The sequence below is a fragment of the Exiguobacterium sp. RIT452 genome, from assembly GCF_003598705.1.
In the GTDB taxonomy this organism is placed as follows: domain Bacteria; phylum Bacillota; class Bacilli; order Exiguobacteriales; family Exiguobacteriaceae; genus Exiguobacterium_A; species Exiguobacterium_A undae.
Map to the genome: position 1 here is coordinate 631,922 of NZ_QXJB01000001.1, position 12,674 is coordinate 644,595.

The 12,674-nt window shown below is 41.3% G+C and carries 20 protein-coding genes; 18 read left to right on the forward strand and 2 right to left on the reverse strand.

From position 1 onward, the window contains the following. Positions 1 to 92: 92 nt before the first annotated feature. The 6 genes from D3D03_RS03260 (at position 93) to D3D03_RS03285 (ending at position 4,007) form a co-directional block, all read left to right on the forward strand. Entirely contained in the window at positions 93 to 575 is a 483-nt protein-coding gene (locus D3D03_RS03260) for a hypothetical protein (protein WP_119922725.1), read from the forward strand. A 100-nt stretch (positions 576 to 675) separates the two neighbouring features. Beyond that, positions 676 to 1,062: a hypothetical protein gene (locus D3D03_RS03265; RefSeq protein WP_119922726.1), complete on the forward strand. Its 387-nt coding sequence runs from the start codon at positions 676 to 678 to the stop codon at positions 1,060 to 1,062. A gap of 151 nt (positions 1,063 to 1,213) precedes the next feature. Next, on the forward strand, positions 1,214 to 1,651 hold the full coding sequence (locus tag D3D03_RS03270) for a hypothetical protein (protein ID WP_147367708.1): 438 nt from the start codon (positions 1,214 to 1,216) through the stop codon (positions 1,649 to 1,651). 16 nt (positions 1,652 to 1,667) lie between these two features. Further along, positions 1,668 to 2,873, forward strand: a complete 1,206-nt coding sequence (locus D3D03_RS03275; RefSeq protein WP_158583675.1) for a DUF2716 domain-containing protein — start codon at positions 1,668 to 1,670, stop codon at positions 2,871 to 2,873. Between the two features lie 74 nt (positions 2,874 to 2,947). Beyond that, on the forward strand, positions 2,948 to 3,565 hold the full coding sequence (locus D3D03_RS03280; protein WP_119922729.1) for a hypothetical protein: 618 nt from the start codon (positions 2,948 to 2,950) through the stop codon (positions 3,563 to 3,565). A gap of 46 nt (positions 3,566 to 3,611) precedes the next feature. Beyond that, positions 3,612 to 4,007: a hypothetical protein gene (locus D3D03_RS03285; RefSeq protein WP_119922730.1), complete on the forward strand. Its 396-nt coding sequence runs from the start codon at positions 3,612 to 3,614 to the stop codon at positions 4,005 to 4,007. A gap of 44 nt (positions 4,008 to 4,051) precedes the next feature. Here D3D03_RS03285 and D3D03_RS03290 read toward each other — a convergent pair whose 3' ends face one another. Together D3D03_RS03290 and D3D03_RS03295 are read right to left on the reverse strand one after the other, a co-directional pair. After that, on the reverse strand, positions 4,052 to 4,408 hold the full coding sequence (locus D3D03_RS03290; protein WP_119922731.1) for a hypothetical protein: 357 nt from the start codon (positions 4,406 to 4,408) through the stop codon (positions 4,052 to 4,054). A 21-nt stretch (positions 4,409 to 4,429) separates the two neighbouring features. Continuing rightward, entirely contained in the window at positions 4,430 to 4,852 is a 423-nt protein-coding gene (locus D3D03_RS03295; protein WP_119922732.1) for a hypothetical protein, read from the reverse strand. A gap of 103 nt (positions 4,853 to 4,955) precedes the next feature. On the opposite strand from D3D03_RS03295, the gene D3D03_RS03300 reads away from it, so the two are divergent. The 12 genes from D3D03_RS03300 to D3D03_RS03350 all read left to right on the forward strand — a co-directional run bounded on the left by D3D03_RS03300 (position 4,956) and on the right by D3D03_RS03350 (position 12,593). Further along, the gene (locus D3D03_RS03300; protein ID WP_233550625.1) at positions 4,956 to 5,663 is read left to right on the forward strand and encodes a hypothetical protein; all 708 of its coding nucleotides are present in this window, start codon (positions 4,956 to 4,958) and stop codon (positions 5,661 to 5,663) included. Between the two features lie 70 nt (positions 5,664 to 5,733). Then, positions 5,734 to 6,435, forward strand: coding sequence for a hypothetical protein (locus tag D3D03_RS03305; RefSeq protein ID WP_119922733.1), 702 nt, complete (start codon positions 5,734 to 5,736; stop codon positions 6,433 to 6,435). Between the two features lie 32 nt (positions 6,436 to 6,467). Beyond that, a complete protein-coding gene (locus D3D03_RS03310) occupies positions 6,468 to 7,160 on the forward strand; it encodes a hypothetical protein (protein WP_119922734.1) in 693 nt (230 codons plus the stop codon). Between the two features lie 57 nt (positions 7,161 to 7,217). Further along, a complete protein-coding gene (locus tag D3D03_RS03315; RefSeq protein WP_158583676.1) occupies positions 7,218 to 7,703 on the forward strand; it encodes a DUF2691 family protein in 486 nt (161 codons plus the stop codon). A 66-nt stretch (positions 7,704 to 7,769) separates the two neighbouring features. After that, the gene (locus D3D03_RS03320; RefSeq protein ID WP_119922736.1) at positions 7,770 to 8,339 is read left to right on the forward strand and encodes a suppressor of fused domain protein; all 570 of its coding nucleotides are present in this window, start codon (positions 7,770 to 7,772) and stop codon (positions 8,337 to 8,339) included. A gap of 319 nt (positions 8,340 to 8,658) precedes the next feature. Beyond that, positions 8,659 to 8,916, forward strand: a complete 258-nt coding sequence (locus tag D3D03_RS03325; RefSeq protein WP_026833196.1) for a hypothetical protein — start codon at positions 8,659 to 8,661, stop codon at positions 8,914 to 8,916. Between the two features lie 107 nt (positions 8,917 to 9,023). Next, on the forward strand, positions 9,024 to 9,650 hold the full coding sequence (locus D3D03_RS03330) for a hypothetical protein (protein WP_119922737.1): 627 nt from the start codon (positions 9,024 to 9,026) through the stop codon (positions 9,648 to 9,650). Further along, a complete protein-coding gene (locus tag D3D03_RS03335) occupies positions 9,640 to 10,323 on the forward strand; it encodes a hypothetical protein (protein ID WP_119922738.1) in 684 nt (227 codons plus the stop codon). The genes D3D03_RS03330 and D3D03_RS03335 overlap by 11 nt, the downstream gene beginning before the upstream one ends. A gap of 127 nt (positions 10,324 to 10,450) precedes the next feature. Then, a complete protein-coding gene (locus D3D03_RS03340; protein ID WP_119922739.1) occupies positions 10,451 to 10,759 on the forward strand; it encodes a hypothetical protein in 309 nt (102 codons plus the stop codon). 93 nt (positions 10,760 to 10,852) lie between these two features. Next, the gene (locus D3D03_RS16715) at positions 10,853 to 10,993 is read left to right on the forward strand and encodes a hypothetical protein (RefSeq protein WP_158583677.1); all 141 of its coding nucleotides are present in this window, start codon (positions 10,853 to 10,855) and stop codon (positions 10,991 to 10,993) included. Positions 10,994 to 11,566: 573 nt separating this feature from the next. Next, complete coding sequence (locus D3D03_RS03345) at positions 11,567 to 12,343, forward strand: ankyrin repeat domain-containing protein (protein WP_158583678.1); 777 nt, start codon at positions 11,567 to 11,569, stop codon at positions 12,341 to 12,343. Between the two features lie 16 nt (positions 12,344 to 12,359). Further along, positions 12,360 to 12,593, forward strand: coding sequence for a hypothetical protein (locus D3D03_RS03350; protein WP_233550626.1), 234 nt, complete (start codon positions 12,360 to 12,362; stop codon positions 12,591 to 12,593). Positions 12,594 to 12,674 lie beyond the last annotated feature (81 nt).

Below are 12,674 nucleotides of genomic sequence, written 5' to 3' on the forward strand. Positions count from 1 at the left end.
GGTGAGATGTTTTAGTATTCATATCCGAAAACTTGATCACAGGATGTTAAAGAGCATTTAAAAGACGAGCTGATGAAAGGAGGACTATTTCCATGAAGACAACGTATTCCCGGGCAGAGCTTCTAAAAATCGACGACCCGTTTGAATATGAATTTGGTCTCCCGTTGAAGATCAACGACCTGCCCTCATCCGTGATGGAAGAGGATATCCCGGACAGTAAAACGAAACTGCTTGAGAAGCTGGCGGAAGGTTACTCCTTAATCATTCAAAAACCGCGGATTCCAAACGAAAAAGTGTTTACTACGCTTCAACTGTTGGATGAAAATGAGTTCATGAAACTGTATGCGGTAAACGAAACGACGACCTTTACTGAAGAATTGTGGAATCTTTTGTATGAGAGTGAATACGACCTTCACCGGGCATTCTTTTTACTAAAAGAGATGAAAGGTGTCGTTTTCGAATTGCCCTATACGGGTGGAGGGACTCGCTCTTTGACTCTCTCAGGTCTGAACGCAAATACCCTGATTCATTTACGGCTTGAAGTAGATCAAAGCGTGACCTGTCGGTGGGATTGATTAAATAAAACAATCAGAATCATGAAGGACGAGGTATGATGGGACGTTCAAGGCTAGAGGTATGGCTTTGATTCTATCGATTAAAGAGGAGGACAAGAAAATGAATCAAGACATGGAAGCGTTCATTAAATCCGTCTATCAAACTGTCGTACAGGAAGGGATGGCTGATTACAAAGAAATGTATCAGGAGAACGTAAATCCCGACGCCAACGATTATACAGCTTGCATCGCACTATATCAGAAGTCGAGCGAAGCGGATCAAAAACGAATGATGCAGATGATGGAACAGACAATCATCGACACGGTCTCTCACGTCTTTGGTATTATCGATGGAAGTTCAGAACTGAGTGGATCCGAGCTTGAAGCGAAACTGACTCTCGTCCGAGTCGACGAAGAGGGAGAACCGCTCGAGACGATTGAAACAGATGGTGAACTGCAAGATACGTTCTTAGGCTATTTAGAGGACCATGATTTGCATGCGCTTTAACCTGAGGGGACAACGAAACTAGAGGAGGAATCACATGATACAGCTGACGAAACGGAATGGGTCAGATACTTTCTACAAGACCATTTATACGGAAGGACGCGTGATCGTCTAGCATCAAGGAATCGTTGGAACGTGGGTGCGAGAAGAAGACGTGAAAGAGATACGCGTCTCTCGCTTCAAACGCTTAGGTAGACAGATTCTGCAACTGGTCGAGGAGTTAGAACATCAAGGATATCGAGAGTTACAGGAGACAGATTATACAGAACTGGTCGTCCAGTTTCGATATGACGCTGGTCAGGAAGAAGAAGCGTTGGAACGACGTCATATGATGGAAGAGATGATTGATGAAGGTCTGCTTCACACTGGAAACGGATCCTGCGAAGGGGGAGAGATCGGTAGCGGTACGACGAACATCTATTACCACGTCGTTGATGTTGAGGCAGCAGTCGCGTTGATCTTTGAGGGGATGAAAGAACATGATGTCCGTGGTGTCCCGAAAATTGCGGTGCAATCAGCAGAAAGTTATACCGTCCTGTATCCTCCGGGTGCAACGTTCGAGCTGATGGAAGATAGTGTTCCAAATGAATAGTTGGAGCTGGATTCCGATGACGGGAGCAGAAGATGAACAGGTATGGAACGTCATTTGCCGTCAGTTTCACTTTTCGCCAAGCACGACTGAATTTCCGTCCTTCCAAGTGCCGCATTCATTTGTGACGTATTCGACCCGTGATGTGAAGTGGAAAGAAATTGAAACGGTGCTGTCACATATTCTGATTACGTTGACAGATGAAGGCGAACGCATCATGGCGCTCGACTGGAATCATCAAGGCTACTGGATCGATCCAAGACAACCGTTTGAACGAGACGAAGAGGGCACCTGGATCATCCCGGCCTTACCGGACGGGGATTATAACTTTTTCATCGCCCGAGATTTTCAGTGGGGCTACCTTGGCCATCCATGGGAACAGAGCGTGACACTGTTTGGTGAAAATTTGATGACAGCCTTTGAGGAAAGCGGAGTATTTCCAGATGTAATTCGACGAGGGGAGCGACAAATGACATTTCAACCAAACGAGTCAGTTAATGTTTACCGGCAACTCTTACCTCGTGATGACTGGAAAGAGCTTGTCCGCATTCAGCTGAATCAATACAGTTATCCGTTTGAGATCAAACTGCTGGAACGTCCCCGGAACACAAAACAGCAGCATGATTATGAGGAGTGGGGAGTCGCATCCCATTTCATCGCGACGGAAACTATACAAATGGAGCGGTTTTTAGAAGGCTTGACGATTCCTCCGATGGATATGCTCTCTGAAGAATTCGATACGGTATTAAGGATTCGCAAACAGGGACAAGACATCGTCTTGGTTTCGAATCAAGAGGTGACCATGCACGGTGTCATCTATGAAGAATTAAAGGACTCGGGAACGGAGTATGAAAACTTTTTTGATGCCATATTGCCGCATGCGACGTTCCCGCTGGAAGTCGTTTTTTGTGGCAGGGGTACGCTCGACGATGAGGATTCCATCCATGCGATGACGTTGAACGATACAAATTGGCAAGCGGTCTTCGAAGATCGTCTCTTGCACCTGTTGAACCGAAAAGAAATCACCTCTGGATTCCTGCCAACGAATTACTCAAAGCCCTCTCAACGAACGCTCGAGAACTTCATGACAGAGTTCATGTTGATTATTCCTTATAATTTTATATTGACGCGTGACGCGACTGGACGCTTTGGCATGTTCGATCATTTTTGTACGAATGAAAAGATTGCCCATTTTGGAAATATAGACGATATTCAACATGCGTAAATAACTGAATCACGATGTATAGGGAAGTTTCGTTTAGTGAATGTGGAACAAGTAGGATACGTGGAGGGAGACTTATGCTGTATATCTATCTCGAGGAGCATATCGATCATCCAAAAGTGATCAAGGACCGTTACCTAGACATCGACGAACCAGAACGCATCAAGTCGATTTATTCGATGGGTTGCATCCCGAACGATGAAAAAAGAGACTATCAAGCTGATTCGAACGATGTATTGAATTATTTTTTGAAACGTCTGAATCGATTCCCAATTTTCGTGACGTTCGGTGGCGGCTTTACAGATGAGGAATTAGAACCGTTTTTACAAAGGGAAGACCTATCATATACAAAGATTCAACCATATAAGCGCAGATCTTATTGCAGCGTTCAAGTGAACGATGCTAGCGAGCTGGAACGTCTGTTGGACGAAACATACTGGTACGCTGCCGCTAACGATTTTTACTTCCTATCTTTTACGAATCTCCTGACGTTTGAGATGAGAATGGTCAAAGGATGGTTTTTCAAAAAAGAACGTGTCGTTCCTGTCATTAATACGACGGAAGAAATGTCATTCATTACGATCGAGCATGATTTCATGGGCTATTATCTGTTCTCGAACGAAGCCTGTTTTGATACCGAGGAAAAGGTGAAAACATTTCTGCCTGAAGGTGAAGGCATCGACTACTATGAGTAAGGGAAATTAAAAACGGCAAATCTTTAAAGAAAGGCGAGGCGAGAATATGTTTGGGATCAGTACGAGTTTAAAAGAAGTTCCGGAAGAAGAAAAAGATATTCTCCGTTACCCGAGTCGCGTCCATATTTTTTTAATTCAAGACTTCTCCAGCGTTTCGGATCGTTGTGATTTGCTGATTCATCTTGATTCCTATGCGGATAAATTGTTTGTAGCAAGAGAAGTAAACGAGCTGATTGGAATCTGTGAACTGCTCATTCAACGGTATTGTACGCCAAAGGAACCGTGGTTAGTGAATCAGGCACATTATTATCCAAACGAACCTTGGCTGATCCATCAATCAAATGAATTAATGATGGAACTACATCAATTTTTAGAATTGCTGAAGCGAATGTGTATTGCGTCTGTGTACCAAAACGCGTTGATTTGTTTTTGGGGTGACTGATTAACTAGAATGTCATCCGAAAATTAGTCGTTTAAAAATCAGTATCAGGATAACCCTTGGAAGAAAATCAGTCGATCTTGATAAACAGCCTGTATACACATGCTTTTTAATTTTTGCAAAAAATAATGCAAATCTTGAATGAGGGGGTCTGCTGACTTCAACTTCCATGGTTCATGAGGGAAACAATGTCGATGAGAAAGAAACTCACAAATACCAAGAAGTTCAAGGACTTCAGTGGGCTTGAATAGTTTGTCTTCGTATTCATCCAGTTGGATGAGTAAAGCGCAGCGGTGCTTAATGACCTCAGCATCCCGATATAAAAAATTCTGTAGGTGATCGGGATAGATTAACGTCTCCTCTTGATCTGAACTGTCGATTAGATTGTTTCTGATCAAAAACATCTGTAAGTCCTCCTTCGTGTTTTAGTGATTAGTAGGTTTCTTCAGTAAATAACGGGGCGGGGCTCCGAATGACTGTTCTGCTTCAAAGTAAGCGAGTTCACCGGGAATGCAGGAAATAATGGAAGAAAACCCAAATCCGACGGCGTGTTCAAGCGCTTCTTTCAGAGGCAATTCTTTTCCATTGATCACTTCATTCTCTGACAAACAGTAACAGGTATCCGGCGCACCATGCTTTTTTAATAGCTCGTAAATGTCTTCGTACCAAGAATTGGGTGGAGTGATTTCAATTAAGTACTCGTTTTTGAGCATATTTTTATAGAGATGATCCAGTCGATAGAGGGCTTGATCCCGTTTTTTAGGCGAAAACAGTTCATGGAGTACACGCTCTTGTACCCGTTTGACGAAGAATGATTTAACCAAAAGAATTTCTTGTTCTTTATTCATATCTCGACTTCCCTTCTATTCAACTAATCCAGCTTAAAGATTCATTAATAGTTAAATACTTTATGATTATTATAGCAATCCCGTATGAGAAGGAGATGAACATTTGAATTACATATCTGCAGGATATTTTCTTGTTATGCCAACACCCCGTAAAGATTACATGGATGAAAAGATTGTTCCTGAAACCGTGTTATCAGTGAGTAGTTGTCTCTGTAAGCAATATCCTGATACGAGTATCTTATGGGGAAATTCTGAAGTGAAAAAAGCACGCTATATGGATCAACTCGGTCTTTCGCTTAACACTGTTCAGTTATTCGAACAATGGATAGAAGAACATAGAAACACTGGTGATGTTTTGTTTCCTCAAGTATTTTCCAGCCTACATTCTGCACAAGATTTTTTAAATCGTTTTTTGATCCAACATCCTGGTATACGCATCATCAGCATTGGATTACCTGAACGTTATAAATCAGATTTTCTTGAAGATATAGAATTGTTTAGCAGTAAAAATCCTGAACCATATGGAGTGGAAAAAATGTTGTTACAGCACCACCCACCTGAGAAGGATGGAGCAAAAAAAGTAGGGTACGAAGTTTTAGGATTTGACTCTGGCTCGTTTCATTCTTATTTGTGTAATGGATTAGAGCGTGATTTTCGTCAACATTTTAATTTTTCACCAAATCGTTTTGGGTTGATTGATTCGATAGAAGAAGCTGATCGTTATTCAGATTATTGTAATGCATTGGGTGAGGAGACAGAATCCGTACTATGGCTTCCTTGGGGTATTTTTGAACACAAGAGGAGCAAATAAAAATAAATGGATACTATAAATTTTTAAGCTGGCAATGGCTTTTAATCTAATTTATAAGGAGGATTAAAAAATGTTGAAATCTAAAGATCAACTGGAACAGCATGTGAACCAATTTAGAAATACACTCTATCAATTCGAAAAGGAAGTGGATTATGAATTCTCAGTTGATGAATGGCGTTATCTTCTTGAGCATGGACTAAACAGCCTCCTGAGTACACGAAAAGATGAACAAAAAATGATTTCAAACGTCTCCATTCGTACGAAAAAAAGACCTTCCCGGTGGAAGCTATCATCAGGAGTCGTATACGCTATTCCGTTACCTCGACTCGATGGTTATGGGTATGCAGAAATGAGAGTCTCTAAAGATGAAAATCATGAGACTGGGCAATTAGATTCCATGAAGTATATCCAGTATTACAATATTAGAACTGAAACAATGCTCTCGCTTCAAGAACTAGATGAAAAAAAATCTGATCCTTGTATCATTATTGATACTGGATACTACGGAATTACCGAAGGGGAATGGACAGTACTCGGAAAACGGCATCGGGAAGAAGAGACTTTCGAAACGCCATTACTTTTTGGAAGTGTACCTAGCTTAGATTCCGATGAAGAACACTACTACATTACTAGAGGCATATATGGGGAAAGATTTTTCGTGGAGGAAGAAGAGGCACGATTGGTCATAAATCCATCTGGGACATGTGGTGATTTATCTGCTGTTTACAAATACGAAGAACGATTGAAAGAAATTAATAATAAGTTGAAGTAGTAGCTACGAAATAAAGTGAAGAGGATTGAATAATGTTGAACCCTAAAGCAGAACTAGAACAGCATGTGAACCAATTTAGAAATAGACTCTATGAATTCGAAAAGGAAATGGATTATGAATTCTCAGTTGATGAATGGCGTTATCTTCTTGAGCATGGACTAAACAGCCTCCTGAGTACACGAAAAGATGAACAAAAAATGATTTCAAACGTCTCCATTCGTACGAAAAAAAGACCTTCCCGGTGGAAGCTATCATCAGGAGTCGTATACGCCATTCCGTTACCTCGACTTGGTGGTTATGGGTATGCAGAAATGAGAGTCTCTAAAGATGAAAATCATGAGACTGGAAAACTAGAATTTATGGACTATATCCAATATTATAATCTCAGAACGGAGAAGGTTCTCACACTACATGAATTAGATCGGAAAAATCCTGAATCATGCATTGTAATTCGAACGGGTTACTATGGCATAAAAGAAGGGGAATGGATTGTACTTGGAAAACGACATCGAGAAGAAGGTACGTTTCTAACACCTTTATTTTTTGATACTTTAGAATCCAATGAGGAAGAATACTTTATTACGAAGGGTTTATGGGGAGCGAGAGTTTTTGTGAATGAAAAAGAGGCAAAAGCGGTCATAAACCCATATGGCTCAAGTGGTGATGTAGCTGCTGTTTACGAATACGAAGAACGACTGAAAGAAATCAATGACAATTTGGATTGAACATCTATTCTGTAATCGCTGATCTGTTTAAATTTTTTTAGAGATGAGGTGGATGACGTGAAAGTTGGTATCGAATTTGAAATACCTAATAACTTTGGTAAGTATATCAATGATATCTTAGCTCCAATTGATATAACGCAGTATAAGTGGAAACTAGATTGGATCGAAATGTACATAAGAGAAAATAGAGATCGAAAGAATCACACTTTTGAAGATCTAAAAGATTTCAATATTCCGGATTATGAGGTCGTGGAAGGAAGCGAATTAGAAAGAATACTAAATATTGATGAATACTATATAATATTTTGCGGCTTGCAAGCATTTCATGATTCTCTGCCGGTTGAAGTAAATACATACAGTGAATATTTGAATAGTGATTGTACATTCTGTCTGACCATAGACGATTGTACAAATGTCATATTGTTATGTAAGGATGTCGATTTATTAGAACAATTGTCTGATAATGCTATGCAGAATGATTTCAAAAACATAGAGTACATACTCGAGGATGATCCGTACTCTAAAAGAGTAGCAATCCCTTGATTATACATTTTTCGGTAGAAGCTTTATTCACTCGTATCAAAACGAGTAACACATGGAGGTTAAATCATGAATTATCTTGATCATTTAGAGAAGCATTGTGGACGTTTTACAGAATCCTTTCCAATTGAGGAACTTGAAAAGAAGCATGTCCAAATCTTGAGATTCAAAGAGGCACCGTTCAAGGAAACATATACGATTGCATCCCTTGGATTATTGTTTCATCCCCTTCGATTTGAGGACAATTCACCGATTCATCAAGAAATCATGATGTCAGCTAAACAATCAGAAGTTCAGGATGAGATTATTTTTCTGCTCTGGCAATTGGCTGAATATGCTATGAGGACAGGAAATGCCTTTGATGCAGCAGACTATTATCCTCTTCCGGAGGGGATATTTTCAAAATATCAGTTCTCATCAGTCTATGTAACTAGTCCTGTTTACTTTGATGAATCGTTCTCGTTATTTGAAACAGATTCCAATATTGGGGGAGAACCTGATTTAGTATTACCGATATGGTTTGTACCTATTTTTGAATCTGAGGAAAGATATATCGAAAAGCATGGAGCGGATCAATTCGAAGATCTTTTATTCGAGACGGATGAATTAGTAAACTTCAACCGTAAGCCTTTCGTATAAGGGATTTTAAAACTTCATAATGGATTGTTGCGATCAAGAGAAGTAGGGTCAATCCATTAAAACTCACGATAATCAAACGAAGCCCACATCCAATCAGCGATGTAGGCTTTTTCTGTAGGTGTCATTGATAAACATCTTGCTGATGCTTGATTTGGAGAATCAAGTTCCTGAATCATGCTGCCTAAATATTTAATTTGGGAATTTTTTCATTGATGAAACTTAATAAAGGAAAATATCGTATTTATTAGTAGTATAATATCGGTATAAAAAAAACCATGCTACCTAAGAAAATTAAATACATATCTTGGAGGAACCGCTCGTGATTTTACCATTCATCGGTCTTGTTGTCGGACTCTTTTTATTGATACTAGGAATGTACTTCATCCGATCGAAACACGCGAAGAAAACGCCGCTATCGGGACATGGAGATGCGGTCGATCATGTCGATTCATTTGTGCTTAGTCTCCTCTTATCGATTGGCGTCGTCCTCTTTAGTTCATTATCCGTCAGACAATACGGTTATGTATGTTTAGCAGGAGGATTGCTTTTACTGTATGGTGTCAACGCAGTCTGGTAAGGAAAAGAGAAGAAACAGAAGGCTGGCATCATTCATCGCATCCAATTGAAGGTCTGGAAGGCAGTCTTGAACAATTCATATAGAGCAGCGTAAAGGGAGATACCAGCATGATTCAATTATTAAAACAAATCGACGATGAAGTCTATCACATCGTCTATCACCAAGAAGGACGTACGTTGTTCGTCAGGGAAGGCGTTGCCCGGAAAGAACCTGCCTTGGATAGTGAGGACATGATTGAAATTAACGAAGAGACGGCGACTGTCCGAATGCTTTTTAAAAATACGTTTGCCGCCTATCGTCAGAAAAAAGAATGGATGCGTCAAAAGATGGAGGAAGGATATTTAAAATCACATTTACCTCAATCTGAGGCGATGGATTACCGTGCAGATCGGCGCAACATCAAACTGCGCCTCCTGAGTGCTCTATTACTCATGCTGTGCGGATTATCGACATTGACCGGTCTGTTACCGATCCCGGGATATATTCCGCTTGTGTTCTTATCTTTCTTTTATCCGATCTACATCGAAGGGAAAACAGCCCGTGCCCGCTTCTATCGTTGGTCGGGAGGCGTATTCTTTTTTATATTAGCCGGTTCATCAAAAGATTATTTAAAACCATTTAATCTTTCTGCCAACGGAACCGTCTGCCTCATCGCGGGATTCATTCTCTTGCTGTACACGATTCACCAACTGAAGGAACTGACGACAAAGGAGATCACGCAACATGAAGGATAAACAAGCACCACTGATTCAATTAAAACGAGAGATCAGCCAAACCGTCGATTATTGGGTCTGTTACCGGGTGGGGCGGACGCTTTATCAGGTCTCCGTCCAGGAGCAAGCAAATGGTCAAACGAACGAAGGAGAGGTCACGACAGAACGGTTTCCATTTTATGCCGGAATGAAAAAGCGGATGCGCCAGTTGGCCGAAGAAAAAGAAGCACTCGGCTTTCGACCGTTGACAGAGGAAGAACGGGCAGCGCACGTCATCGATGAACCGGAAGAATCATCGCTTGATCCGGCCTTTTTTAAACCGGCCGTTCGTTTGGCGTGGATGCTCCTTGGACTCGGGATCCTCCTGTTCGTCCTTCCTTACGAGAGGCTAAATAATTTTGCATTCGGTTTAGGACTGTACGTCTGGTATGAAACGTTTCGTCAAGCCGGTCTACCAAAAAATTTCCGACGGTATTTTCACGGAATGTTTGGTTCATTGATGGTATTGCAGGTCCTGTCCGCTTTTGAACTGGAGCGGGAAGTACAGCCATACTATGCCACTTTATCTGTTTTGTCCGCGGTCATGTTGCTGTTACTTGTCGTGCAATACCACTGGAAAGAAACAGACCAAATCGCACAGGGTGAAAGCGTTCGTATACGAAAAATCAAAGAATATACGGATTTCGAGGAATGAAACTTAAAATCCGATTCACTCAACTTTCGGAAGACGTGTGGGTTTGATGATCCTGTAAAATAGAGGTATCACATTAATCGGCACGATTCATGAACTGAATCAGTCGATCGGAAAAGGGAGCGATGTCATGGACGTACAACGGAATCCTGATTCCATCTTTGAGCTTTTTTTAGTCATTTGGGCGATTGGAGCAATCGGGATTCTCTTCACCCAAGCTCGAAATAAGCGAAGTCTTAAATCCAGTCTACTGATGGGTACAGCAATCAATTTGATTTATACAGTGACGGTTTCATTGATCTGGTTTTTTGCTGTCGCAATTGATGGGATTAGTCAGGTCTTAGTCGTTTATTTCTTCGGAGGTATTTTCCTGATTCTCGAGGTTCTTTTGTTGATCGTTCTTTTGATTGTCAAACGTAAAAAACAAACTACTTTTTAAAAGGCAAAGGAGTGAAGCAGGAATCGTTACACCTAAGTCGCCCATGACGCTACACAACTATCGATTCTCGATATGAGACGACGAGCGATTGTTTTGTTAGTGAAACACGTCGGGCGTCTTAAAGAATCGATAGCAAAATCGAGTATGTTACTCCATATTGGTATGCTGTATCTCGAACTCGGTGAAGAACAAGAAGCGAGCCGGTACTTTGTCGAAGCGATGGAACTCGAATAAGCCCCATAGTTTTTAGCGATTTTATAAGCTATTTAAAGCCAAGAGACACCGATGGTTGCAGACTACTTGCTTCAAAACTTTTCGGATCGAATCGTATATCTCCAAAGTTCAAGCGGACGATTGCTGGTCTTGCGCTTTAAAGAAAGTGAAATCGTAAGGGGGAGTGTCATGCGTTATGTATGCTATTTTCGATGCATCTCACATACGATAAAAAGCTGTTGATGATAGAACGCTTTTTGGCGTGGCGCGTAAAAAAGAAGGGAACGATGTAAGTCGTCTCCTTCTTTTTCTATACATTAAGTTAAAGTGTCAAACGTCAGTCGATAGTTTAAATATCAACTCCGACTAATTTAAGAACCGCAACGATTACGATGACAGATAACGCGAATGAACCGGCATAAGCCAATTGCTTTTTCATTAGTCATGTCCCTCCCTCTGCGTTTCGACATTAAAGTTGCTTGGGGCAAGTATGTACTCAAGCGTTTCTTATTCACACTGTTATCGTGACATGGGTGATTTATATTGTCAATAATATCCAAACGAAAAAAAGACTCGTTGAAAGGGGAGCGTAAGGTGTCTGGAAAATCACTGCAAGACCATGCCTTTTACGGAAACATCAAGCAAGTAAAGAAGTGTATTAAACGCGGAGATGACTTAAATGCGCTCGACGAAGAAGGATATACCGCACTGCACTGGGCGGTTGAGAAGGGGTATTTCGAAATTACCAAGCTATTGCTTGATTGCGGGGCTGACATCAATCAACGGGACAAAGGTGGTCTAACGCCACTACACCTTGCGTTGTATGAAAAACAATCCGATATCGCCATACAACTGATTGATTATGGTGCCGCACTTGATCTTGACGGGCATGGCTTTACGGCATTACATTTCATTGCCGCTCGTTCCGGCAACAAACGGGTTCTCCGTCGATTGTTGGAAGACGAATCGCTTGTTAATGGACAGACAGATGATGGAGAAGGATATACGCCGCTGCACTATGCGGCTCAAGAAGGAAAAACGAAGAAGATGGGTATGATGACGGAAGCGGGAGCCGATGTGAACCGGATTGAAATGAACGGTTTCGCACCTTTACATATTACCGTCTTGGAAGGGGATGTCAAAGCGGTAGAAGCGTTGCTGGCAGCAGGAGCAGACATTGAAATCGAAAATCCGTTAAATGATAACAATACCCCGTTGATGCTGGCCAGTCAGTACGGTCTGACCAAAATTACTAAAGTACTGCTGGAACATGGCGCAAAGAGACAGCACCAGGATACGGAAGGGAGAACGGCACTCAACTTCGCTGTACAACATTGTTATGCGGAAATCGAAGCCTTATTACAGACTTGAACAGGAGGAAATCGACGTGAAGAAATGGATTGGGGTCTTGATTATTGTTCAGACGGTTTTGTTTAGTATGCTGATCATCCAGCTCAATAAAATGACGGAGACGATTGCAGCTGTAGGATCAATGATTGTTACGAAAGACGGGGATCTTGCCTGGGGAGGAGGATTACCGACAACGGATTATGTCCTGTTCGGAATCTTGATTTGCTTAGGTATTTTTCTTCTCATACCGGAAAAGAAAATAAAGCGGTAATCCACATGAATTCTGTTCAACAACGGCATCCGGACATGATAAACTGAAAGTATGGAATATATTTACTTATTTCCTAATGCA